General features: G+C 68.4%; 26 protein-coding genes. 16 read left to right on the plus strand and 10 right to left on the minus strand.

The genetic code is table 11. The annotated features are described in order from the left end of the window. Positions 1-8: 8 nt before the first annotated feature. Positions 9-950: a ribonuclease Z gene (rnz, locus tag ACZ522_RS11945; protein ID WP_379699944.1), complete on the minus strand. Its 942-nt coding sequence runs from the start codon at positions 948-950 to the stop codon at positions 9-11. A 119-nt stretch (positions 951-1,069) separates the two neighbouring features. On the opposite strand from rnz, the gene ACZ522_RS11950 reads away from it, so the two are divergent. The 4 genes from ACZ522_RS11950 (at position 1,070) to ACZ522_RS11965 (ending at position 4,139) form a co-directional block, all read left to right on the plus strand. After that, positions 1,070-1,627, plus strand: coding sequence for an SHOCT domain-containing protein (locus ACZ522_RS11950; RefSeq protein ID WP_379699215.1), 558 nt, complete (start codon positions 1,070-1,072; stop codon positions 1,625-1,627). Between the two features lie 33 nt (positions 1,628-1,660). After that, positions 1,661-2,704 (plus strand): AAA family ATPase, encoded by a 1,044-nt coding sequence (locus tag ACZ522_RS11955; protein WP_379699212.1) that lies wholly within the window; start codon positions 1,661-1,663, stop codon positions 2,702-2,704. Then, positions 2,705-3,370, plus strand: a complete 666-nt coding sequence (locus tag ACZ522_RS11960; RefSeq protein ID WP_379699209.1) for a protein sorting system archaetidylserine decarboxylase — start codon at positions 2,705-2,707, stop codon at positions 3,368-3,370. Positions 3,371-3,440: 70 nt separating this feature from the next. Continuing rightward, complete coding sequence (locus ACZ522_RS11965) at positions 3,441-4,139, plus strand: glycerophosphodiester phosphodiesterase (RefSeq protein WP_379699206.1); 699 nt, start codon at positions 3,441-3,443, stop codon at positions 4,137-4,139. Positions 4,140-4,154: 15 nt separating this feature from the next. Here the strand turns inward: ACZ522_RS11965 and ACZ522_RS11970 are convergent, their stop codons facing one another. Further along, positions 4,155-5,552, minus strand: a complete 1,398-nt coding sequence (locus ACZ522_RS11970) for an FAD-binding oxidoreductase (RefSeq protein ID WP_379699203.1) — start codon at positions 5,550-5,552, stop codon at positions 4,155-4,157. 108 nt (positions 5,553-5,660) lie between these two features. Next, positions 5,661-6,650 (minus strand): methyltransferase domain-containing protein, encoded by a 990-nt coding sequence (locus ACZ522_RS11975; protein ID WP_379699201.1) that lies wholly within the window; start codon positions 6,648-6,650, stop codon positions 5,661-5,663. A 135-nt stretch (positions 6,651-6,785) separates the two neighbouring features. Here ACZ522_RS11975 and ACZ522_RS11980 point away from each other — a divergent pair, with 135 nt between their 5' ends. The 4 genes from ACZ522_RS11980 to ACZ522_RS11995 all read left to right on the plus strand — a co-directional run bounded on the left by ACZ522_RS11980 (position 6,786) and on the right by ACZ522_RS11995 (position 9,286). Further along, positions 6,786-7,139 (plus strand): DUF5658 family protein, encoded by a 354-nt coding sequence (locus tag ACZ522_RS11980; protein WP_379699198.1) that lies wholly within the window; start codon positions 6,786-6,788, stop codon positions 7,137-7,139. Positions 7,140-7,201: 62 nt separating this feature from the next. After that, a complete protein-coding gene (locus ACZ522_RS11985) occupies positions 7,202-7,765 on the plus strand; it encodes a TATA-box-binding protein (RefSeq protein ID WP_379699196.1) in 564 nt (187 codons plus the stop codon). A gap of 70 nt (positions 7,766-7,835) precedes the next feature. Further along, the gene (locus tag ACZ522_RS11990) at positions 7,836-8,219 is read left to right on the plus strand and encodes a DUF7473 family protein (RefSeq protein WP_379699942.1); all 384 of its coding nucleotides are present in this window, start codon (positions 7,836-7,838) and stop codon (positions 8,217-8,219) included. A 59-nt stretch (positions 8,220-8,278) separates the two neighbouring features. Continuing rightward, positions 8,279-9,286, plus strand: coding sequence for a CPBP family intramembrane glutamic endopeptidase (locus tag ACZ522_RS11995; protein ID WP_379699193.1), 1,008 nt, complete (start codon positions 8,279-8,281; stop codon positions 9,284-9,286). A 24-nt stretch (positions 9,287-9,310) separates the two neighbouring features. On the opposite strand, the gene hisG is transcribed toward ACZ522_RS11995, so the two are convergent. After that, the gene (gene hisG, locus ACZ522_RS12000; protein WP_379699190.1) at positions 9,311-10,183 is read right to left on the minus strand and encodes an ATP phosphoribosyltransferase; all 873 of its coding nucleotides are present in this window, start codon (positions 10,181-10,183) and stop codon (positions 9,311-9,313) included. Between the two features lie 96 nt (positions 10,184-10,279). Between hisG and ACZ522_RS12005 the strand changes: the two genes are divergently transcribed. Beyond that, positions 10,280-10,774 carry a metal-dependent hydrolase gene (locus ACZ522_RS12005; protein ID WP_379699187.1) on the plus strand — a complete coding sequence of 165 codons (495 nt, stop codon included), beginning with the start codon at positions 10,280-10,282 and terminating at the stop codon, positions 10,772-10,774. Between the two features lie 21 nt (positions 10,775-10,795). On the opposite strand, the gene ACZ522_RS12010 is transcribed toward ACZ522_RS12005, so the two are convergent. Both ACZ522_RS12010 and ACZ522_RS12015 read right to left on the minus strand, forming a co-directional pair. Then, entirely contained in the window at positions 10,796-11,308 is a 513-nt protein-coding gene (locus tag ACZ522_RS12010) for a winged helix-turn-helix transcriptional regulator (RefSeq protein WP_379699185.1), read from the minus strand. Further along, complete coding sequence (locus ACZ522_RS12015) at positions 11,305-11,640, minus strand: DUF7471 family protein (protein WP_379699183.1); 336 nt, start codon at positions 11,638-11,640, stop codon at positions 11,305-11,307. Before ACZ522_RS12015 ends, ACZ522_RS12010 begins: the two co-directional genes overlap by 4 nt. Positions 11,641-11,793: 153 nt before the next feature. Between ACZ522_RS12015 and ACZ522_RS12020 the strand changes: the two genes are divergently transcribed. Both ACZ522_RS12020 and ACZ522_RS12025 read left to right on the plus strand, forming a co-directional pair. Then, positions 11,794-13,098: an amidohydrolase gene (locus ACZ522_RS12020; protein WP_379699181.1), complete on the plus strand. Its 1,305-nt coding sequence runs from the start codon at positions 11,794-11,796 to the stop codon at positions 13,096-13,098. Positions 13,099-13,211: 113 nt separating this feature from the next. Then, complete coding sequence (locus ACZ522_RS12025; protein ID WP_379699179.1) at positions 13,212-13,970, plus strand: superoxide dismutase; 759 nt, start codon at positions 13,212-13,214, stop codon at positions 13,968-13,970. A gap of 17 nt (positions 13,971-13,987) precedes the next feature. Here the strand turns inward: ACZ522_RS12025 and ACZ522_RS12030 are convergent, their stop codons facing one another. Then, positions 13,988-14,305, minus strand: a complete 318-nt coding sequence (locus ACZ522_RS12030; RefSeq protein ID WP_379699177.1) for a helix-turn-helix domain-containing protein — start codon at positions 14,303-14,305, stop codon at positions 13,988-13,990. A 164-nt stretch (positions 14,306-14,469) separates the two neighbouring features. Between ACZ522_RS12030 and ACZ522_RS12035 the strand changes: the two genes are divergently transcribed. Further along, complete coding sequence (locus tag ACZ522_RS12035; protein ID WP_379699175.1) at positions 14,470-15,759, plus strand: adenosylhomocysteinase; 1,290 nt, start codon at positions 14,470-14,472, stop codon at positions 15,757-15,759. A gap of 111 nt (positions 15,760-15,870) precedes the next feature. Beyond that, positions 15,871-16,569: an HAD family hydrolase gene (locus tag ACZ522_RS12040; RefSeq protein WP_379699173.1), complete on the plus strand. Its 699-nt coding sequence runs from the start codon at positions 15,871-15,873 to the stop codon at positions 16,567-16,569. 25 nt (positions 16,570-16,594) lie between these two features. On the opposite strand, the gene ACZ522_RS12045 is transcribed toward ACZ522_RS12040, so the two are convergent. Continuing rightward, a complete protein-coding gene (locus tag ACZ522_RS12045; protein ID WP_464391822.1) occupies positions 16,595-17,326 on the minus strand; it encodes a formate/nitrite transporter family protein in 732 nt (243 codons plus the stop codon). Positions 17,327-17,860: 534 nt separating this feature from the next. On the opposite strand from ACZ522_RS12045, the gene hjc reads away from it, so the two are divergent. Beyond that, the gene (hjc, locus tag ACZ522_RS12050) at positions 17,861-18,310 is read left to right on the plus strand and encodes a Holliday junction resolvase Hjc (protein WP_379699169.1); all 450 of its coding nucleotides are present in this window, start codon (positions 17,861-17,863) and stop codon (positions 18,308-18,310) included. A gap of 5 nt (positions 18,311-18,315) precedes the next feature. Here hjc and ACZ522_RS12055 read toward each other — a convergent pair whose 3' ends face one another. Beyond that, positions 18,316-19,071, minus strand: coding sequence for an SWIM zinc finger family protein (locus ACZ522_RS12055; RefSeq protein WP_379699167.1), 756 nt, complete (start codon positions 19,069-19,071; stop codon positions 18,316-18,318). Between the two features lie 140 nt (positions 19,072-19,211). Here ACZ522_RS12055 and ACZ522_RS12060 point away from each other — a divergent pair, with 140 nt between their 5' ends. Continuing rightward, complete coding sequence (locus ACZ522_RS12060) at positions 19,212-19,406, plus strand: DUF7472 family protein (RefSeq protein ID WP_379699165.1); 195 nt, start codon at positions 19,212-19,214, stop codon at positions 19,404-19,406. Between the two features lies 1 nt (position 19,407). Here ACZ522_RS12060 and ACZ522_RS12065 read toward each other — a convergent pair whose 3' ends face one another. Next, positions 19,408-20,526, minus strand: coding sequence for a DNA primase (locus ACZ522_RS12065; protein WP_379699940.1), 1,119 nt, complete (start codon positions 20,524-20,526; stop codon positions 19,408-19,410). 146 nt (positions 20,527-20,672) lie between these two features. Here ACZ522_RS12065 and ACZ522_RS12070 point away from each other — a divergent pair, with 146 nt between their 5' ends. Continuing rightward, positions 20,673-21,260, plus strand: coding sequence for a DUF7474 family protein (locus ACZ522_RS12070; protein ID WP_379699163.1), 588 nt, complete (start codon positions 20,673-20,675; stop codon positions 21,258-21,260). The last annotated feature ends 66 nt before the right edge of the window (positions 21,261-21,326 follow it).

Consider the following 21,326-nt stretch of genomic DNA (forward strand, 5'->3'; position numbering starts at 1 on the left):
GTTCCCGCTCACTCCTCGCCTTCGTCGTCGTTCGGGTAGGGAACCTCCATCTTCTGCCCGTCGTCGGGGACGAACGCCTCCTCGCCTTCGAACACCTCGCGGGCCTCCGCCAGTATCGGCGTCGGGTCGCCCGCGTACCGCGAGGAGATGTGGGTGAGTGCGAGTCGCCGCGCGCCCGCGCGGTTCGCTATCTCGGCGGCCTCTCGGCCGGTGGAGTGGCCGGTGGACCGCGCCCGTTCGGCCCAGTCGTCGGCGAAGGTGGCGTCGTGGACGAGGAGGTCCGGCCGGTCGGCCGCCTCGACGGTGCCGCCGACGGGGCGGGTGTCGCCGGTGTAGACGAGCGTTCGGCCGGGGCGGGGGTCGCCGACGACCTGTTCGGGTTCGACCACGGTGCCGTCGTCGAGTTCGACCGACTCGCCGGAGTGGAGGCGGCCGAATGCGGGGCCGACGGGGACGCCGAGTTCCTCGGCGCGTTCGCGGTCGAACCGCCCCGGCCTGTCGTCTTCGACGAGTGCGTACCCCATCGACCGGACGTTGCGGTGTTCCGTCTCGAACGTCCGCACCTCGTAGCCGTCCCCCGAGAGTGCGACGCCGCCCGGTCGAACCTCGTGGATGTTCACGGGGTAGCCCGGTCGGTAGCCGCCGGCGTTCACGAGGCTCTGGAGGTGCCGCTTCGCCCCCGGCGGCGCGTGTATCGCGATGGGTTCCTCGCGGTCGTTGAAGTCCCACGTCTGTATCAGGCCTGGAATCCCGAGGACGTGGTCGCCGTGGAGGTGCGTGACGAACAGGTGGGAGACGGAGAAGCCGGTTCCGAACCGCATCATCTGCCGTTGGGTGCCCTCGCCGCAGTCGAACAGCAGTCGCTCCCCCTCGCGTGCGACGAGGAGCGCACTCGGCCCTCGCTCCGTCGTCGGCACGGCGCCGCCGGTCCCGAGAAACGTCACGCGCATCGACATGCTCGTTGCTGGGACGCCGCGGCGGTAAACCGTGTCGAATCTGCGAGGCGGCGACTCGCCGGCGTCGGCCGGGGAAGGGGCCTTTATTCCGTTGGCCGTCCAATCTCACCGGCATGAACGACCGGCGCGAGGGTTCCCGCGACGACGCCGAGAGAACCTCGGCGGGCCGTCGGACGCGGTCCGACGACGACGGCGAGAAGTGGTGGGGTAGCGATGAGTGGTGGGGCGGCGAGGGCGACGGCGAGTGGGCCGGTATCGCCTCCCTCCTCGTCCTGGGCCTCGGCCTCGGGTCGCTGTTCGGACTGGTACCCATCGAGCCGTTCTGGGCCATCTTCGCCATCGGGTTCGCCGTCGTCGTCCCGTTGGTGGCCATCCTCGAAGAGCGCTACCGCGAGTCCCACGCGTCCGAGAACGCGCCCGAGTCTGACGCTCCGTCCGGTCGAACCGACGGTCTCGACGACGACGAGTCCGTCTCGGACGCCCTCGCCCGCATCCGCGACCGGTACGCGCGGGGCGAACTCTCCGAGGAGCAGTTCGAGCGGAAACTCGAACTGCTGTTGGAGACGGAGACGCCCGAGGACGCCCGCGAACGCGTCCGTCGCGCGAGGGCGGACCGCGCCGCGCGGGAGACGGAGGCCGAGGCGGAGGCGGAGTCGGAGTCGGAGTCGTAGGGTTTCTTACCGTCCGACCGCTACCACCGACCGATGGACGCGCCCCTGTGGACGGAGACGCACGCCCCGTCGCTGTCCGACCTCCCGCAGGAGGAGGTCCGCGAGCGATTGGGCCGAACCGTGGACGAACCGATGAACCTGATACTGCAGGGGCCGCCGGGCGTCGGAAAGACCGCCGCCGTGCGGGCACTCGCCCGCGAGGCGCACGACGACCCGGACAACGACCTCGTCGAAATCAACGTGGCCGACTTCTTCGGCCGCACGAAGAAGCAGATCCGCTCGGACCCCCGGTTCGAGCAGTTCCTGACCGGCCGGAGTCGGATGGCGAAGCGCGACATGATAAACCGCGTGCTGAAGGAGTCGGCGGGCTACGCGCCCGTCTCCGGGGAGTACAAGACCATCCTGTTGGACAACGCCGAGGCCATCCGCGAGGACTTCCAGCAGGCGCTTCGCCGCGTGATGGAACAGCACCACCGGACGACGCAGTTCGTCATCACGACGCGGCAACCGACGAAGCTCATCCCGCCGATTCGCTCGCGGTGCTTCCCCGTGCCCGTCCGCGCGCCGACGACGGAGGAGACGAAGGCGGTCCTCCGAGGCGTCGCCGACGCAGAGGACGTGACCTACGAGGAGATGGCGCTGGGCATCGTCGCCTCGAAGGCAAACGGGGACCTCCGCCACGCCATCCTCGCCGCGCAGGACGCCGCCATCGAGGGCGACGGCGAGATAACGATGGCCGCCGCGCAGGAAGCGCTCTCGGCCGTCGGCCACGACGACGACCTGAAGGACGTCTTGGAGACGGCCCGCGAGGGCGAGATTCGGGACGCCCGAAAGACGCTCACGACGCTTCTGGACGACGAGGGGTACGACGGGCAGGAACTCCTGCGCGACATCCTCCGCGTCGCCGACACCTACCCCGAGGAGTTCGGGGACGACGACCTGATTCGCCTCCACCGCCTCGCCGGCGGCGTCGATCTGGACCTGGCGGAGGGACTCGACGCCCGCCTGCACCTCTCGCATCTCCTCTCGGCGTGGGCGGCCGGGCAGACGGAACTCGACGAGGAGTCCCTCGTATAGATGCGACTTGCACCCGGCGTCCGGCGGTTCGGCCTCCCCGCGTTCCTCGCCGCCGCCCTCCTCTCGGTCGTCGCGCCGCCCGCCGCCGCCGTCGCGTTCGCCGTCGGCGCGTTCACGCTCTGGTTCTTCCGCGACCCGGAGCGCCGACCCTCGACGTGGGGCGTCGTCTCCCCCGCCGACGGGCGCGTCTCCGTCGTCCGCGAGGAGGGTGAGCAGATTCGCGTCGGCGTGTTCATGAACGTCACCGACGTCCACGTCAACCGCGCGCCGTTCGACGGCACCGTCGAACGCGTGACCCACAGACCGGGCGCGCACCGACCGGCGTTCTCGAAGGAGTCGGAGCGAAACGAACGCGTGGACGTTGACGTCTCGACGCCGGAGGGCCCGGCGGAACTGTCGCTCATCGCCGGCGCGTTCGCCCGCAGAATCCACCCGTACGTCGAGGAGGGCGACGACCTGACGCGCGCCCGGCGAATCGGCCACATCGACTTCGGCAGTCGCGCGGACGTCCTCCTCCCGCCCGCCTACGACCGCGAGGACGTGTTGGTCGAGGTGGGCGATACGGTCCGCGCCGGGGAGTCCATCGTGGCCCGGCGCGAGGGCGGTCCGAACGACCCGACGGCCGCCGACGCAGGCGCGGACGCCGGGAACGCGGACGAGCGCTGAGTCCCGCCTCGTCTCTGCGACCTGCCGATCCGCCGTAGCGTTTCTGTGACTCCCGGCCGTCGGAGGACCCATGCGGGTCATCGCTCACCGCGGGTTCGGGGACGAGTACCCCGAGAATACGGTCTATGCGGCCCGTGAGTCCGCGCGACGGGCCGACTGCGTCGAACTCGACGTCCGCCGGTGCGGGTCGGGCGAACTGGTCATCAGCCACTTTCAGCGGTTGTTCTGGACGACCGACGACTTCGCGCGGGTGAACCAGCGGTCGGCGGCGGAACTGGAATCGCTCGGCGTGGACGGGTCGTCGTACGGCGTCCCCCGCCTCGACGACGCCCTCGACGTCATCCCGCCGGACGTGTGCGTCGAACTCGACCTGAAGGAACCCGGCGTCGTCGAGGACGTCCTCGCTCTCACCGACGAGATACCGAACGACGTCGTCCTCACCTCCTTCTATTCGGACGTCCTCTGGGAGGCGCAGTCGATGGACGAGTCGGTGACGCTCGCGTACAACTTCGACGTCCGCGTCGAACGGAACCTCACCACCGCCCGCCTCCTCGACTGTGGCCGGGTCAACGCCCACTGGTCGCTCTGTCTGGGAACCGACCTCGTCGAACGGGCGCGGGAGGAGGGGATCACCGTCTACGCGTGGCCGGTTCGGTGGCGGGGCGTGGCGTTCGCACTCGGCGCGGCGGGCATCGAGGGACTCGTCGCCTCTCACCCCGGGGTGGCCGAGTGGGCGAAACGCGGGCGGCGACTCCGCGGCGGCGAGTGACGTTCGGGCGCGTACTCACTCCGAGGGAACGACGTTCTGGTTCCCGCTGAACAGGTTTTCCGGGTCGTACCCGGTCTTTATCTCGGACAGTCGGTCGTAGTTCTCGCGGTAGACGGCCCGTTCTTGGCCAACCTCCTCGGGAACGAAGTTGGCGTAGACGCCGCCCGTCGCGTGCGGCGTCATCGCGGCGTGGAGTTCGCGCGCCCACGCGATGCACTCCTCGTCCTGTTCGGGGCCCTCCCACCGCGTGTGGAGGTTCATCAGGAACTCGGCGTCGCGGTGGGGGTACGCCGTCGCGTCCACCGGAACGTCGTTTATCGCTCCGCCCAACTGCGCGACGGCTATCTCGCTCTGCGGGGTCGGAATCTTCCCGCCGTACTCCACGAACGTCTCTATCATCCCGTCGGTCATCGCCTCGAAGTTGTGCGACTTCCAGTAGTTCCGCGCGCCCTCCGTCAGTAGCGGGTCGAACGCCTGTTGCCAGTCCACGTACACGTGCGGGGCGACGGCGTCCGCTATCGGGTCGCCGATGTCTCGAAGCGGTGCGAGCGCCTCCTCGCCGTCCTCCACGTCTCCGGCGTAGAACGCCGCGAGGACGAGGACGCGTTCGCCGTGCCACTTCTCGTCGAGGAACGGAAACGGCGGCGCGTCCCGAATCACGAACCACACGCTGACGTCGTCGGGCGCGTCGCTGGTGAACTCGCGGTACTCGCGTAGCACGTCCGCGGCGTCCTCGAACGAGTAGACGACGGGTCCCGAGAACACCTCCGTCCCGACTTCGTGCAGGTCGAACTCGAAGGAGGTGACGACGCCGAAGTTACCGCCGCCGCCGCGGACACCCCAGAACAGGTCCTCGTTCTGCGTCTCGTCGGCGTGGCGTAACTGCCCGTCGGCGGTGACGATGTCGACGGCGCGGAGGTTGTCGCACGTGAGTCCGTACTTCCGGGAGTACCAGCCGAACCCGCCGCCCAATGTGAGACCGGCGATGCCCGTCGTCGAGTTATATCCCACCGGCGTCGCCAGACCGAACGCCTGCGTCTCGTGGTCCAACTCGGCGAGCGTCGCGCCCGGTTCGACGCGGGCCGTCTTCGACTCGGGGTTCACTTGTACCGACCGCATCGGCGACAGGTCTATCATCAGTCCGCCCTCGAGGACTGCGCTCCCGGCGATGTTGTGGCCGCCGCCCTTCACGGAGAGCGGTAGTCCGTGCTCTCGGGCGGCGTCTACCGCCGCCATCACGTCCGCCGCACCGGCACACTGTGCGACGAGTGCGGGCCGGCGGTCTATCATGGCGTTCCAGACCGCCCGGGCGTCGTGGTAGCCGGGGTCCTCCGGCTGGAGCAACGTTCCGCGGAATCGCGCTTCGAGGTCTCTGTATATGCGTTCGTCTCCCGGTGGTGTCTGTACTGCCATGATCTCTCCTCCGAGAGATACGCTCCGCACGTACAAGTAGAATCTTAACGATCGTTCGGTATAAATTCGGATGCGGACTGTTACTACCGGCTGTCACGACGCCTCGACTCACTCCCGAGCGAGGACGTGCACGTGGCGGTCCAGCGACCGGTGAACCCGCCGAACGAACCGCTCTTCGACGCGCCACCCGGCGTCTTCGGCGGCGTCCTCCCAGGACCTATCTGCGACGAGGACCGCCGAGGGGGCGACTCGCGCCGCCTCCGAGAGCGCGCCGGAGACGAGGTCCGAGAGTTCGTGCCGCGCGATTTTCGACTGCCGACCGTACGGCGCGTCGAAGACGATAGCGTCCGCCGCGTCGTCGCGGAACGGCAGGTCCGTGGCGTCGCCGCGGACCACGTCCCAGTCGTCCCGCGGGGCGAGCGCGGAGAGGTTCTCCCGCGCGCCGCGGGCCATCTTCCACTGGGCGTCGCTCCCGAGGGCGCGCGCGCCGACGAGACTCGCCTCCACGAGGATGCCCCCGGTGCCGCACATCGGGTCGAGAACCGTCGCGTCCGGGAGCGACCGCCCGGCGGCGACGTTGACGTACGCGCGGGCGTCGAGGGGGGCCATGCTCCCCGGTTGGAAGAACGGCCGGTCGGTGGGTCGCCTGTCGCCGAAGTCGCGGACGCTCTCGGCCACCGCCCACCCGAGGTAGCACTCCTCGCCCGAGAACACCGCGCGGAGTTCGTGGTCGGGGTCCTCCAGATCGACCGAGAACCCCCGGTCAACGAGGACGCCGCCGAGGGCGCGTTCGGCCTCGCTCGTGCTCGCGTCGGCCGTCGCGCGGACGTTTCGGCCTCGAACGGCCACCGACCCGGCCCGGTCTATCGACGCCGCCTCCAGCAGGGCGACGGCGCTCTCGACGCCGGCGTCCGTCCGACCGACGAGTTCGCTGACGCGGTGGGTGTACGCGAGGTGGCGAACGCGCTCGGTTCGGACGCCGCGTGCCGTGGCGAGGCCCGGCGCGACGACGGAGACGGCGTCGGCGGCGGCGCGTCGGGCTTCGATTGCGGCGAACGCCTCGTCGTCGGGTTCGCCTGCGAGTTCGAGGCAGTACACGGTCGGACGTGTCCGGCGGCGGCCATGAGGGTGTCGATGCGGCGGGACGGCGCACCGACGCAGGGCGCGCGAGGGCGTCGGCGCGTCCGGGAGACGGGCGAACAACGAAGGCGTTCGAAGGTGTCTACTCCGACGATGGGACTCCTCCCCGACGCCGTCTCGCTCTCTCCCGTCCCGGCGCCGTCTCCGCTCGAAGCCGTTCTGTGGGTTCTCGCCGTCGCGTTCTACGGCGTCGGAGACTACGTGACCACCGTGGCGGCGGCGTCGCGTCCCGACGCCGTGGAGCGAAATCCGATCGTCAGGCGCGTCTTCGCCGCGCCGCTCTCGCCGCTCGTCTCCTTCGCCCTGCTGAAGGCCGCCGCGTTCGGCTGCTTCGTCGCGGGCTATCTCTTCGTCGGCCCCTCGCCGGTTCGCCCGGCCATCCCCGGGGCCGTCGCGGTCGTCGGCGTGTTGGTGACGCTCCAGAATATTCGCGTCCTTCAGCGGTGACGACATCTGTCAGGTCCCGCACCAACCTTTTTAAAGGTTAAATACGTCGTTTAAGTTGTCACATGACCGACCCCAAGGACACGATAAACATCGAGAACGTCGTAGCCTCGACCGGAATCGGTCAGGAATTGGACCTTCAGAGCGTGGCGATGGACTTAGAGGGCGCGGACTACGACCCGGAGCAGTTCCCCGGTTTGGTCTACCGCACGCAGAACCCCAAGTCCGCGGCGCTCATCTTTCGGTCGGGGAAAATCGTCTGCACGGGCGCTAAGTCCACGGACGACGTTCACGAGAGTCTCCACATCGTCTTCGACAAACTCCGCGACCTGCAGATTCCGGTGGACGAGGAACCGGACATCACCGTCCAGAACATCGTCACCTCGGCGGATCTAGGGCGGAACCTGAATCTCAACGCCATCGCTATCGGTCTGGGGTTGGAGAACATCGAGTACGAACCGGAACAGTTCCCGGGTCTCGTCTATCGACTCGACGAACCGAGCGTCGTCGCGCTCCTCTTCGGGTCGGGTAAACTCGTCATCACCGGCGGCAAACACCCCTCGGACGCGAAAGAGGCGGTGGACGAAATCGTCTCTCGGTTGAGCGAACTCGGTCTCTTAGACGGATAGCTCGCGTCCTGGGTCTCCGCGTCGCGCCGAAGTGGACGTACCTAAGTTCCCGGCGTTCGTCGTCGCGTACATGTCCAACGGCGTCGCGGTCCTGCAGTCCGGGTCAGTCGGTAGCGCAGTCGCCGTCGCCGGAACGTTCGCGTCGTTCGCGGTGTTCCTCTCGGTCACCGCGTTCCTCGCGGCGCGCAACGTCCTCGGCGAGGCGTCCGCGCTGAAGTCCCTCGTCGTCGGGTCGGTCCCCGCCGTCGTCGCGGTGGTGTTCACGACGTACGGTCTCCCGTCGTTCGCCGGCGTGGCCCTCGCTCTCCTCCTCGACGCGACGGCGGTGAAAGCCCTCTACGGGCGGTCGAACGGGCTCACCGCCTACGTCACGTTCGTCCACTTCGTCGTCACGGTCATCCTCGGCGCGGTGCTTTTCGCCGGGTTGATGCTCCTCTCGACCGCCCCGTCGTAGGACGTGTCTCTCCGATCACATCCGTAGGCTTCAAACCGCCGCGCGGTGCATCTCACCGCATGCGCGCCCGCGCCCTCGTCTGGAACGCCGACGAGCGACGGCTTCGCTCCCCGATTCGCCTCGTTCTGGCGGCCGTCGTCGTCGCCGTCGCCCTCTTCGGGTTCAGTCTCGCGGTGAACGCGTTCACCCCCCTGAACGACTCGCTCCCCGTCCTCCTCGTCCTCGCCGTCGGCGGGACGGCCGCGCCGGGCGTCGCCGTCCTCGTCGCGGTTGCCCTCCTCGACAGGCGGACGTTCGCGGACGCTGGACTCGGATTCGACCGCGACTGGTGGGTCGACCTCGGGTTCGGCCTCTCGCTGGGGGCCGGTCTCATGACCGCCATCTTCCTCCTCGCCCTCCTCGCCGGGTGGGTCCGCGTCACCGGCACGTTCGTTAGCGGACCGCGGACCGGCGGGTTCGTCGCCGGGATGGCGGTCCTCACGCTCCAGTTCGTCGCCGTCGGGTTCGCGGAGGAACTCGTCGCCCGCGGCTACCTCCTGACGAACGTGGCGGAGGGACTCGCGGGCTACGTCTCGGACGGCGCGGCCGTCGCCGTCGCCGTCGTCGTCTCCTCGCTGGCGTTCGGTGTCGCCCACCTCACCAACCCGAACGCGACGCTGGTCAGCACGCTGGGCATCTCGCTCGCGGGCGTGTTCCTCGCGGCGGGCTACGTCCTCACCGACGAACTCGCCATCCCCGTCGGCCTCCACATCACGTGGAACCTGTTTCAGGGCGGCGTCTACGGCTTTTCCGTCAGCGGCCTCGGCATCGAGACGAGCGTCGTCGCGACCAGAGAGACCGGTCCGGACGCGATCACCGGCGGCGCGTTCGGCCCGGAGGCGGGCGCTCTCGGCGTCGGTGCCATCGTCCTCGGCACGGCGCTCATCGTCGCGTACGTCCGCGCCCGGTACGGGTCGGCCCGCGTCTCGCCTGGTCTGCCGAGGCCCGACCTCCGGTGGCGCGACGGGGGAGAGGAGGCGGCGGAAGAACGGCGGCGGACCGCGGCGACGACCGACGAGCGTCGGTGATTCGTTCGGAGCGCGGGGCCTCGCTCACTCGACTAACCGCTCTATCTCGGTGACGAGGATGCCGGACGCGCCGACGTCCTTCAGGTCGTTGACCACCTCGAACACGTCGCGTTCGTCCACGACGACGTGGACCGCCACGTCGCCGGACGACGTTCCCTCGTCGGCGTCGCCGCCGCCCGCGATGTCCATCACCGTCGGCCCGCCGAGGCCCGGGATAACCTCGCGCACGTCGTCGAGTCGGTCCCGCGGCGCGTTCATCATCAGGTAGCGCTTGCCCTCGGCGGCGCGGACGGACTCGAACGCCGTCGCCAACTGCTGGACCTTCGAGTCCTCGACCACGTCCGGGCGGGCGAACAGTCGCACCGACGATTCGAGCACCTCGTCCACGACGGCGAGGCGGTTCACCCGGAGCGTCGTCCCCGTCGAGGTGATGTCGATGATGGCGTCGGCCATCTCGACGTGCGGCGTCAACTCCGTCGCGCCCGACACCTCCACCACGTCCGCGTCGACGCCCTTCTCGGCGAAGTACTCCCGCGCGATGTGCGGGAACTCCGTCGCCACCGTCCGGCCGTCTAAGTCCTCGACCGTCCCGATGTCGCCGTCCTCGGGGGCCGCGAGGACGAGGCGGCAGGTCCCGAACTCCAAGTCGACCAGTTCCGCGAGTTCGTGGCCCGACTCCCGCACCTGGTCGAGTCCCGTGATTCCGACCTCCGCCGCGCCGTCGCGGACGTACTCGGGGATGTCGGCGGCGCGGGCGAACAGGACCGTCACGTCGGGGTCCACCGTGTTCGCGTACAACTTCCGGTCGGTCCCGTCCTCGATGTGGAGTCCGGCGCGTTCGAGGAGTTCGACGCTCGGATCGTGCAGGCGGCCCTTGTTGGGCACGGCGATGCGCATACCTCGGAGTCATCGCCCGCCGACGTGTGCCTTTCGCTCGCCGAGACGAGGGGTCTGCCCCCAGCGTTTTCACCGTGGCAATCGTTGGCACGACGTATGGTCGCAGATGGGGTCCACGTCCTCGTCGCTCTGGCCGTCGTCTTTCTCGCCTTCCGCGCGGAGCGTCCGGAACCGTACCTCGTGGCGGCGCTCGCCGCCATCTTCCCCGACATCGACGTGTATCTCCTTCCTGTCCTCGTCGACTCAGGGTACGTCCATGGCCCCGTCTGGGCCCACCGCGGGATGACGCACTCCCTCCTCGGCGGCTGTGTCGTGGTGCTCGGCCTCTCGTACTTCGGCCCGTGGCGGGCCGCGGCGGCGGGGTTCATCTCGCACATCGCCCTCGACTTCGTCACCGGCGGCGTCTACCTGCTGGCACCCGTCACCTCCGTCCGCTACGGCGTCTCCGGGGGATGGTTGCTCCTGAACATGCTCGCCTCGGTCGTCTCGGTGACCGTGATTCTCACCGGGTCGCGGTACCTGCGGACCGAAGGCTCGCTCGACCGTTCGCCCGGGGACGTCGCGGACGCGTTCACCGACCGGTTTGGTTGACCAACGCCTCCGACGGACCTTTCACCCCTCCAGAAGCGAATCGACGAGGCGGGCGAAGCGGTCCACGAACCGCCCCTGGAGCGACGGCGACACGCGGGCGAGGAGTTCCGCCGTCTCGTCGGGGTGTTCGAGGACCAGCGTCACGCGGTTGCGGATGTCCCGTTCCTTACGGACGATGTCCTGTTCGACGAGGTGGTCGAGGTGCCATTCCAAGGTGCTGCGGGCGATGTCCAGTTCCTCGGCCACCGCGTCCGGCCGGGCTTCCTCCTCCCGCAGGAGGACGCCCAGCACGTCGCGCGCCGTCTCCCGGCGGAACAGCGCCAGCGTCGCGCGCTCCCACTCGTCGAACTCCGGCGGGTAGTAGTGGGTCCTCCCGTAGTACTCCGCGCGGTTGACGGTGCCGTCGCCGACGAGGCGGCGGATGTGGTGCTGTGCCTGTCCCGGCGCGAGGTCCAGCGAACGGACGAGTTCGTTGAAGTGGACGCCCGGGTGCGACCCGATGTAGTCGGTTATCTGCGTGCGTGTCTCGGTCATCTCTGGTTTCCTCCGGCGGCGCGTTCGGTCCGTCGCGCGTAGTAGACGGCCGCGATGACGAGCGCGGCCATGACGACGTCGAGGCCGTGTTCGAGCAGGTGGTGCGCCGACGTCTCCACCACCCCGGCCATCGTCGCCCCGGCGACCGCCGTCCGCGCCGCGAGCGTCACCAACGCGAGCGCCACGAGGAGGTACGAACGCGACCGCCTCCGGGCGAGTGCGCCGACAGCGAGGCCGGCGACGGCGAGCGATCCGACTCCCGCGAGCAGCAACACCGCCGCGAGCGGTACGTCGTACCCTCCGTGGGCACCCGCGTGTGCTGGTGACAACATTGGTGAGTCGTTCGTACCCAACCCTAAGAAGCCCGACGATTCTCGAACTTCGGGAAACGCACTAGTCGGCGTCTCGAACGGCCGTACTCGGCCGTTTCCTCTCGCCGGGTTCGTCCGATGGAGTGATACGCTCGCCGGCGGAAACGGTCGAGCATGACGAACACGCTGTTGGTCGCGGGCGGGCGGGTGCTCCGTCCCGACATGACCGTCGAACGGGCGGACGTCGTGGCTGACCGGGACACCGGCGAAATCGAGGCCGTCGGCCCGAACGTCGCCGAGGAGTACGACCCGGACGAGACCCTCGACGCCGAGGGCTGTCTGGTGATGCCGGGCCTCGTCAACGCCCACACCCACGTCGCGATGACGCTCCTCCGCGGGTACGCCGACGACAAACCCCTCGACCCGTGGCTTCGGGAGGACATCTGGCCGGCGGAGGCCGCCCTCGAACCCGAGGACGTGCGCGCCGGGGCGAAACTCGGAATCGTCGAGATGATTCGCTCGGGGACGACGGCCTTCGCGGACATGTACTTCGACGTGGACGAAGTCGTCGCCGCCGTCGAGGAGGCGGGAGTCCGCGCCCGCGTCGGCCACGGCGTCGTCACCGTCGCCAAGGACGACGAGGAGGCCGCCGCAGACGTCGAAGAGAGTCTCCGCGTCGCCCGCGAGTTCGACGGCGCGGCGGACGGGCGCGTCTCCACGGCGTTCATGCCCCACTCTCTGACCACCGTCGGCGAGGGGCTCCTCCGCGAGGGCGTCGAGACGGCGCGCGAGGAGGGTATCCCGGTCCACTTCCACGCCAACGAGACGAGAGACGAGGTGGTGCCGATAGTCGAGGAACGCGGCGAACGCCCCCTCTCGTACGCCGACGACGTCGGGATGCTCGAGGAGTCGAACTTCCTCGCGCACGGCGTCCACACCGACGACGAGGAGATCGAACTCCTCGCGGACCGCGGCGCGGCCGTCGTCCACTGCCCGGCGTCGAACATGAAACTGAACTCCGGCATCGCGCCGATCCAGAAGATGCTGGACGCGGGCGTCACCGTCGGCATCGGAACCGACGGCGCGGCGTCGAACAACGACCTCGACATGTTCGACGAACTCCGCGACGCCGCGATGATCGGGAAACTCGGCGCCGACGACGCCGCCGCCGTCCCCGCCGCGGCGGCCGTGAAGGCGGCCACCGCCGGGAGTGCCGCGGCCATCGGCGTCGACGCCGGCCGAATCGAAGTCGGCGCGGCGGCCGACGTCGCCGTCGTGGAGTTCGACGCCCCGCACCTCGCGCCGACGCACGATTACGTGAGCCACCTCGCCTACGCCGCCCGCGGGTCGGACGTTCGCCACACGGTCTGCGACGGGCGCGTCCTCATGCGGGACCGCGAGGTGCTGACGCTGGACGAGGAGCGCGTCGTCGCGGAGGCGCGCGAACGCGCGGCGTCGCTGGTCGAGAGAGCCGAGTAATCGGCTGCTCCGTTTTTGGCATTCGTCTGACAGAATCTGTTCGACGGAGCGACAGTCGCGGAAGTGTCAATTAGATTAATCAACCGATCGGCTGAACGGCGAACCGACGTACGATGACAGATGGTCCCCACCTCCACCGAGACTCGCTTCCAGAACTCGGACGACGGACGGTTCTTCGAGGAATCGGCGTCGCCGCGGGCGTGACGCTCCTCGAAACGGACGTCGCCGCGGCGACCGGAGACGACGGAGACGGTCCGACGTATCGGCTCCCGCCGCTTCCGTACGACTACGACGCGCTGGAACCGCACATTGACGAACGGATACTGAAACTGCACCACGACAGCCACCATCAGGGGTACGTAGACGGTGCGAACGAGGCCCTCCGCGCGCTTGCGGAGATGCGCGACTCCGGCGAGTTCGACGGCATCAGCGGCGTCAAACGCGACCTGTCGTTCAACCTCTCGGGGCACGTCCTCCACACGATTTTCTGGGGGAACATGTCGCCCGACGGCGGCGGCGAACCCGGCGGTTCGCTCTCCGACCGCATCGGGACCGACTTCGGATCGTTCGGGGCGATGCGCGAGGAGTTCTCCGCGGCCGCCTCGGCCGTCGAGGGGTCGGGATGGGGAACGCTCCTCTACGACCACCGTTCGGACTCGCTGCTCGTCACGCAGGTCGAGAATCACGACGAACTCGTCGTGCAGGCCGGAACGCCGCTTCTCGTCGTCGACGTCTGGGAGCACGCCTACTACCCCCAGTACGAGAACCGCCGCTCCGAGTACGTCGAAGCGTTCTGGAACGTCGTCGACTGGGAGAACGTCCGGGGACGGTACGAGTCGGCCTGCGCGGCGAACATCCTCGACGATAACTGAGGCGCGGGGCGAACGGATCAGGAGAGCAACTGCACGACGACGCCCTCGTCGGTCATCTGTATTTCGATGGTGTCGAACGTGCGGACGTACCGGTTGGCGTGCCGACCCCGCCGCGGGTTGAGTTGAATCCGCTCTTCGAGGAGGTTCGCCTCCGCGAGGCGGTTCACCTCGCGGTACGCCGTCGAGAGAGGCACCGCCGCGAACTGGTGAATCTCCTTGACCGTCATCGGTTCCGTGACGGTCCGGAGTATCGCGTTCGCGGCCTCGGATCCCATCAGCGTGAGGAGTTCGGCGTCGGAGACCTCGATATCTGTTTCGGCGCGGGTGACCAGCATCGCTTCCGCGTACCTCCGTGAAGGCGGGGTTTGAATCTATCTGTGCGGACGAACGTCGCTTCGGCGTCGTCTCTCCGCTCGGACCTCCGTACCGTGCCACCGATTCGCACCGTCCTCCCTCCGCCTTCGGTAGGATTTTCCCGACCCTGCCCGAAGCGGGCTTCATGAGTGAATCCACCTACGCTCCGATAAGCGGCCACCTCGACGACGTTGAGGAAGCCCGCGAGGAGGGCCGACGGAAGATGGACTGGGCGCTTCAGCACATGCCCATCCTGCAGGAACTCCGCGAGCAGTTCGCCGAGTCGAAACCGTTCGAAGGGCAGGTCGTCGGGATGGCGATGCACGTCGAGGCGAAGACGGCGAACCTCGTCGAACTGCTGGCGCTCGGCGGCGCGGAAGTCGCCATCACCGGGTGCAACCCGCTCTCGACGCACGACGACGTGAGCGCCGCCCTCGACGCGAACGACAGCATCACCTCCTACGCCAAGCGCGGCGTGGACGAAGACGAGTACTACGAGGCGATGCACGCCGTCGTCTCGCACGAACCCACCGTCACCGTGGACGACGGGATGGACCTCGTCTACCTCGTCCACGAGGAGTACCCCGAACTCATCGACACCATCCTCGGCGGCGCGGAGGAGACGACCACCGGCGTCCACCGACTCCGCGCGATGGACGAGGACGGCGAACTGAACTACCCCGTCTTCGCCGTCAACGACACGCCGATGAAGCGTCTGTTCGACAACGTCCACGGCACCGGCGAGTCCTCCCTCGCCAACATCGCCATGACGACGAACCTCTCGTGGGCGTCGAAGAACGTCGTCGTCGCGGGCTACGGCTACTGCGGGAAGGGCGTCGCCAAGAAGGCCGCCGGGCAGAACGCGAACGTCATCGTCACGGAAGTCGAACCCCGCCGCGCCCTCGAAGCGCACATGGAGGGCTACGATGTGATGCCGATGAACGAGGCGGCGGAGGTGGGTGACGTGTTCCTCACGACGACGGGCAACCGAGACGTCATCACCCGCGAGGACTTCGAGAAGATGCAGGACGGCGCCGTCCTCGCCAACGCCGGGCACTTCGACATCGAAATCGACTTAGACGCCCTCTCTGACCTCGCCGTGGACGAGTACGAGGCCCGCGACGGCGTGGACGCCTACGAGATGGAGGACGGCCGCCGCATCAACGTCCTCGCGGAGGGCCGCCTCGTCAACCTCGCGTCGCCCATCGCCCTCGGCCACCCCGTCGAAGTGATGGACCAGTCGTTCGGCGTGCAGGCGGTCTGCGTCCGCGAACTCGTCGAGAACGGCGACGAGTACGACGCCGGCGTCCACGACGTGCCGGACGAACTCGACGTGGAAGTCGCCGAGATAAAACTCGACGCCGAGGGCGTCGACATCGACACCCTCACCGAGACGCAGGAGGAGTACATGAGCAGCTGGAGTCACGGGACGTAAGGCTCCGAGCGACTCGTCGCCTCCGTCTCGCCCGCTGAACGCTCTTTTCAACGCCTGCGACGCTCGCCGCAATCGGATAGATTCATACGTGCTTCGAGACGACGGCACTCTATGACCCACTCGGCGACCGTCCCCCCGTACGACGCCTACGTCTTCGACGTCGACGGCGTCCTCGTGGAGCTCCCGAGTCGGGACGCCCTTCGAGAGGCGGCCGCGCGAACCTTCTCCCGGTTCGACCTCGAATCGCCCTCCCGGGACGGCGTCCGCGCACTCGTCACCGGCGACGTCGAACGCATCACCGACCTCTGTCGCGCCGCGGGCGTGGACCGAAGCGCCTTCTGCACGCAGGCGGCGCGGGAGGCCTACCGCGCGCAGAAGCGCGAACTCGAACGCGGCCTTCGCTCGGTGTACGACGACGTGAACGCCCTCTCGGAGCTCTCCGCGCCGAGTGCGTTGGTGAGCAACAACCTCCGCCCCGTCGTGGAGGAAGTCGTCGAACGGTTCGACCTCAGGACGCGCCTCGGCGTCGAGTCCGTCCGCGCGCCCACCTTCACGCCCGAGGAACTCCGTCGGACCAAACCCGACCCGCACTACCTCTGTGCCGCCTGCGAGGACGTGGGCGTCGAACCCGAGCGGACGCTGTACGTCGGCGACGAACCCGTGGACGTGGCGGCGGCGTCCCGGGCGGGCGCGGACTCGGCGTTCGTCCGCCGAGAAGGGCGAGAGGACGCCGCGTTCTCGACGCCCGAGGGCCTCGACGCGGGCGAACCCACCTACGTCATCGAGAGTCTCCGCGAACTGGTCGAGTGACGGCCGGTCGCTCAGGAAAGTCGCCTCACACGCCCGGCCCGCCTCGGACGACGTGTCCGTACTTCAGGAGCGCGACGAACACCGACCCGCCGACCGCGTTTCCGACCGTCGATACCGCGAGGAACCGGCCGTACGCGAGGAACCCGACCTCCGACCCGGCGAGGAGGCCCATCAGCACTTCGACGTTGCCGGCGATGCAGTGCGGGAGGTGCGCGAGTCCGATGGTGGTGGCGATGAGCCAGACGAAGAACGTGCGCGAAATCGTCTCCTGCGCCGCGGCGACCAGCCACGAGAGGAGTCCCATGAGCCACCCCGCGAGGACAGCGGCGGTCATCAGTCCCCACAGCGAGTGCTGGGTGAGGCCCCGCGCGAGTTCGACGAACGCCGCGGTGTCGGCGATGCCGAACTCCGGGCCGACGGTGACGGCGATGCCGGCGAAGACGACGCCGCCGACGACGTTTCCGACGTAGACGACGCCCCAGAGGTGACCGAGGTCCGATATCGACGCTCGGCCGTCGAGCACCGGCAACACGGCGAGCGTCGTGTGTTCGGTGAACAGCTCCGAGCGACCGAGGACGACGAAGATGAACCCGACGCTGTAGAGGTTCGCGAGCGCGATGCTCGTGAGGGGGTCGCTCCACGCCCCTGACACGAGCGTGAACACGGCGGCCATGAGGAGGGGGCCGAACCCGATGTCGAGGCCGGCGGAGAACGCCGAGAGGAACAGTCCGCTCGCCGGCCGACGGAGCTCGTTCATCGCGCTGGTAATCTGCTCTTCGAGGATGGCCCTTTCGGGCGTCTGCTCGCCCCGGTTCTTCGCCTCGGCCTGCGCCTCCTTCACCGCCTCGGTGGCGTCGGACTCCTCCTCCAACTCCTCGGCCCTCTCCTCTTTCTGGTCGCTCATTCTGACACTCTGCGCGTCGGACGCGCCGCGGAAAATCCCTCTTGCCGGACACGAACAGGTTAGATTTGGTTACCGTTCGCGGCCCGTCCGTCCGTTTCACCCGGCTTACGGCGTGACCCTCCGAGAAACGCCAATGTCTTCGAACCGTAACGGGGACCTTCGAAGCACTCGCTTCGCCCGTGCTTCGAGTCTCCGCTCGCTTCGCTCACGGGAAACGCTCGATATCTCGCGTCCCGTACCCTCGCTCACTTCGTTCGTGAGGACACCGAAGCACTCGCTTCGCTCGTGCTTCGAGCCTCCGTTCGCTTCGCTCACGGAGACGCCGCGAACGGGAGTTCGTCCGTCCGTTTCGCCCAGTTTAAGGGCGTGAACCTCCGAGAAACGCCAATGTCTTCGAACCGTAAAGGGGACCGCCGCGAACGGGAACTCGTCAACAAGCTCGACGAGGCCGGATTCGCGGTGATGCGAGCGCCCGCCTCCGGAAGCGCGACCGAACGCGAACTGCCGGACGTCCTCGCGGGCAACGGCGACGTGTTCTACGCCATCGAGGCGAAAGCGAGCTCCGGGCGACCCATCTACCTCACCGGCGAGGAGGTGGAAGCGCTCATCTACTTCGCGCAGAACTTCGGCGCGAAGTCCCGCATCGCCGTCCGATTCGACCGGGAGGAGTGGTACTTCTTCCACCCGGGCGACCTGTACGTCACCGACGGCGGCAACTACCGAGTCAAAAAGGAGACCGCTCTCGCCGAAGGTGAACCGTTCGATTCGTTCGTCGGCGGGCCGTCACAGAGTCGGTTGACGGACGTTCCCGAGGACGAGGACGATTCGGACGCCTGAGGCGATTACGTTTTCAATCTCAGCGTCGCTTGCGTCGTCTGCGACTCGCCGCCGAGGTGCGACCCGGCGAGCGTTCGGCGCACTTCCTCCGTCGCGAATCCCGACTCGACCGGGATGAGGCGCGAGGCGGGGAAGAGGTACCGCTTCTTCGCTCTGAGCTCCGCGATGTCCTCGTCGAGGGGGACCGAATCGACGTAGACGGCCTCGAAGACGGGTTCGTGCGGCCCGTAGTCGTCGTTCGTGTCGTAGTCCGCGACGGTGCGGTCCGAGTCGGTTCGGGCCTCGTCGGCCCTGTCGCCCGTCGCCCGGAGGACGACGAGCAGGCTCTTGGTCTCTCTGTCGCGCACTAAGTCGCCGGAGGCGTGGTCGTGGCGGTCACAGAGGACGGGGCCGGAGTCGAACCGCGGCACGTACGTTCGGTTGCCACAGACGGCGCAGACCGCCGTGCGTTCGTCCGGCGCGGGGACGAGGCCGTCGGCTATCTCGATGTGGACCCGCCGGAGGTGCTTACAGCGAGCGTCGCGGATGGCGCTGTCGGGGCAGGTGCAGGTGTCGGTTTCGGAGTCTACCACGTAGGTCCCGCCGTCCGTCTCGACGACGTACCGGCCGTCGCGGAGGGGGCGGACCGCCATCGGGTCCTCGCGGGCGCGACGGGCGCGCCCGACGAAGCCCGACGCCGGGAGTGTCGTCTTCTGTCTGACCGCGCGGCGGCGGGGGCGAGACTGCGTGTTAGACGCGGGTGTGTTTCGTGTGTGCGTCATCGGTTTTAGGGGGGTCTGAGGGCCGTTCCCTCGTCAGATATACCTACGTGCTGCACGAACCTAAACCTTGGTTTCAGGTGGACGAACGGTCCGAAACGTCCATCGAAGGCCTTTTAGAATGGCCGGGGGTAAGCCGGAGCATGGAAATCGAAGCGGAGATGCGTCGCAAGATAGTCACTTCCGTCGTGGCGGTCGGATTCTTCATCGCGCTCATCATCGGTCTCGGCGTGACGTTCGGGAATGGAGCGACGGGCACCGGCGGACTCGCCCTCATTGGGGCCATCTCGTTTTTCATCGTGGCGATGGGCGCTCTCGGCCTCTGGTTGGGCCGGTAGACTACTCGCTTTCTGCGACCGTCTCTCGCCAGTCGCGCACGTCGCCGGCGTCTCGCACCGCGCTCTCGTAGTAGGAGAGCGGATGCGAGATGGTCTCGCAGCGTTCGTCGGGGTCCGTGCAGTCGTCGTACGCCTTCAGCGTCGCGCACGTCGGCGGCGCGAACTGGGATCCGTCGGCGTCCGCGAGGTACGCGATGCGCGTCTCCACTCTCTCCGCGTCCTCCCCGTCGGCGTTCAGAAGCGTCGTCACCTCCGTCTCGTCCATCCCGAGTGCGACGAGGAAGGAGACGAGCGAGAACTCCGAGTGCGGCGCGACGGCCTCGCCCTCCCGGACTCGGCGGACGAGCGTCTTCATGCACGGCGGAAACAGGGCGGGGACGACGGTTTCGACGGCGGCGCTCCCGGCGGCGTCGTGGTCGTTCAACAGGTCGCGGAGCGCCGCCACCTCCTCGTCGAGGGCGTCGGCTATCTCCTCGCCGGCGGGGCTGCCGCGCACCTCGAACGGGAGTCCGTCGGCGACGCGCCGTCGGACCGCCTCCTCCAGTGTCCGGTGCAGTTCGTCTCCGGTCACGCGAACCTCGCCGTCGGCCACCTCGCGGTTGACGAGTCGCCACCGTTCGCCCCACCCGGCGTCCGCCAGCGTCAGGTACGACCCGAGGGCGACCCAGTAGTGCGTCGGGTCGCGCCGCCGCGGCGCGTCGTCGTCGCGTTCCGGGCGCACGTCGCCCGAAAGCCCGAACTCCGAGAGGACGCCGTCGAGGGACGCGCGGCGCGTCCGAGTGCTCTGTAAGTCGTCGTCGTCGGCCTCGAAGTCGGCGAGAAACCGCGTCCGCGCGGTGGCGGCCTCCGCGGCGGCGTACTTGTCCACCGCCGCCGGGGTATCGACCAGCGAGACGAGGATGCGTGCGATGGGGTACGAGAGCAGTTCCTCGCGTTCGTCCCACCGGTTCGGTTCCTCGGCTTCGACGGTGCCCTCCATGAGGGCGCGTTCGACCCGTTCCAGCCCGCGCTCTACGGCGGGTGCGTCTTCGGCGATGAGTTCCGCGGGAGAGATGTCCGCCTCTCGTACGGCGTCACGTGCGCCGCCGAAGAACGGGTAGCGCGCGTGGAGCGGGTCCATCGGCATCGGCTCTGGTTTGCGAGTGACTGCGAATAAACACGGCGATTGTCGCGGGCGCGTCGCGCCCGCCGTGTCGGAGTGTCACATCTTCTCTCGGAGCGGAGAATATCACATCACCTAAGACGACATCCTTCGTCCGTCGTCTCGTGCCGCAGTTCGACTATCCGTGCCCCGACTGCCGGGCCACCAACAGCCTCCACGACGCCGACTGCCAGTTCGAGGGGACGCCGTGGCCGGACGTCGAGAAGGCGTACACCGACGTCGTCGCGCACCTCTCGGCGGGAACGACGGACGAGGACGACGTTCTGAGCCTCGTCCACGGCGAGTGGGACGCGCTCCACCGGGCGGCGATGGAGCGACTGAAGCGCGACGGGCGCGTGGACGAGTCAAACGGCGTCCTCCGCCTCCTCACGGCCGAGGAGTTCCGCGAGGAGGTGTCGGTTCCGTCGCGGGAACCGATGAAGACGCTCTACCGCCACGGAAGCTACCCCGGCTGTCACGACAACGCCGTCTTCGCCATGATCGCGTGGTACGAGATGGTCGGCCTCTCGTGGTCCGAGACGCGCGAGAACGTCGCCGACTGGCTCCGAGAGAGCGGTTCGTGGAGTCGCGGCGGGTTCGAGGAGGCGACGCCCGAGCAGTTGGTGGACAAGAAGCGCCACGTCTACGAGGCGGGGTACGGCTGGAAGGAGAAGGCCGAATCCGCCAAGCGCGTCATCGACCGTCACCGGTAGTCCGGAGCGTCGTCCCCGGCGGCGTCGCCGCCCGCCGGATTGACTCGACACCCTGAACTATTATCG

The sequence above is a fragment of the Halopelagius fulvigenes genome (genome assembly GCF_055398025.1).

Excerpts from the sequence above, each read along its gene's own strand:
- ACZ522_RS12040 (WP_379699173.1), top strand. The coding sequence starts at position 15,871 with ATGACCCACTCGGCGACCGTCCCCCCGTACGACGCCTACGTCTTCGAC.
- ACZ522_RS12030 (WP_379699177.1), bottom strand. The coding sequence starts at position 14,305 with ATGCTGGTCACCCGCGCCGAAACAGATATCGAGGTCTCCGACGCCGAA.
- ACZ522_RS12020 (WP_379699181.1), top strand. The coding sequence starts at position 11,794 with ATGACGAACACGCTGTTGGTCGCGGGCGGGCGGGTGCTCCGTCCCGAC.
- ACZ522_RS12055 (WP_379699167.1), bottom strand. The coding sequence starts at position 19,071 with ATGACGCACACACGAAACACACCCGCGTCTAACACGCAGTCTCGCCCC.
- ACZ522_RS12005 (WP_379699187.1), top strand. The coding sequence starts at position 10,280 with ATGGTCGCAGATGGGGTCCACGTCCTCGTCGCTCTGGCCGTCGTCTTT.
- ACZ522_RS11985 (WP_379699196.1), top strand. The coding sequence starts at position 7,202 with ATGACCGACCCCAAGGACACGATAAACATCGAGAACGTCGTAGCCTCG.
- rnz (WP_379699944.1), bottom strand. The coding sequence starts at position 950 with ATGCGCGTGACGTTTCTCGGGACCGGCGGCGCCGTGCCGACGACGGAG.
- ACZ522_RS11965 (WP_379699206.1), top strand. The coding sequence starts at position 3,441 with ATGCGGGTCATCGCTCACCGCGGGTTCGGGGACGAGTACCCCGAGAAT.
- hjc (WP_379699169.1), top strand. The coding sequence starts at position 17,861 with ATGTCTTCGAACCGTAAAGGGGACCGCCGCGAACGGGAACTCGTCAAC.
- ACZ522_RS12060 (WP_379699165.1), top strand. The coding sequence starts at position 19,212 with ATGGAAATCGAAGCGGAGATGCGTCGCAAGATAGTCACTTCCGTCGTG.
- ACZ522_RS11990 (WP_379699942.1), top strand. The coding sequence starts at position 7,836 with ATGTCCAACGGCGTCGCGGTCCTGCAGTCCGGGTCAGTCGGTAGCGCA.
- ACZ522_RS11995 (WP_379699193.1), top strand. The coding sequence starts at position 8,279 with ATGCGCGCCCGCGCCCTCGTCTGGAACGCCGACGAGCGACGGCTTCGC.
- ACZ522_RS12035 (WP_379699175.1), top strand. The coding sequence starts at position 14,470 with ATGAGTGAATCCACCTACGCTCCGATAAGCGGCCACCTCGACGACGTT.
- hisG (WP_379699190.1), bottom strand. The coding sequence starts at position 10,183 with ATGCGCATCGCCGTGCCCAACAAGGGCCGCCTGCACGATCCGAGCGTC.
- ACZ522_RS11980 (WP_379699198.1), top strand. The coding sequence starts at position 6,786 with ATGGGACTCCTCCCCGACGCCGTCTCGCTCTCTCCCGTCCCGGCGCCG.
- ACZ522_RS12015 (WP_379699183.1), bottom strand. The coding sequence starts at position 11,640 with ATGTTGTCACCAGCACACGCGGGTGCCCACGGAGGGTACGACGTACCG.
- ACZ522_RS12065 (WP_379699940.1), bottom strand. The coding sequence starts at position 20,526 with ATGGACCCGCTCCACGCGCGCTACCCGTTCTTCGGCGGCGCACGTGAC.
- ACZ522_RS11960 (WP_379699209.1), top strand. The coding sequence starts at position 2,705 with ATGCGACTTGCACCCGGCGTCCGGCGGTTCGGCCTCCCCGCGTTCCTC.
- ACZ522_RS12045 (WP_464391822.1), bottom strand. The coding sequence starts at position 17,326 with ATGAACGAGCTCCGTCGGCCGGCGAGCGGACTGTTCCTCTCGGCGTTC.
- ACZ522_RS11955 (WP_379699212.1), top strand. The coding sequence starts at position 1,661 with ATGGACGCGCCCCTGTGGACGGAGACGCACGCCCCGTCGCTGTCCGAC.
- ACZ522_RS12010 (WP_379699185.1), bottom strand. The coding sequence starts at position 11,308 with ATGACCGAGACACGCACGCAGATAACCGACTACATCGGGTCGCACCCG.
- ACZ522_RS12025 (WP_379699179.1), top strand. The coding sequence starts at position 13,212 with ATGACAGATGGTCCCCACCTCCACCGAGACTCGCTTCCAGAACTCGGA.
- ACZ522_RS11970 (WP_379699203.1), bottom strand. The coding sequence starts at position 5,552 with ATGGCAGTACAGACACCACCGGGAGACGAACGCATATACAGAGACCTC.
- ACZ522_RS11950 (WP_379699215.1), top strand. The coding sequence starts at position 1,070 with ATGAACGACCGGCGCGAGGGTTCCCGCGACGACGCCGAGAGAACCTCG.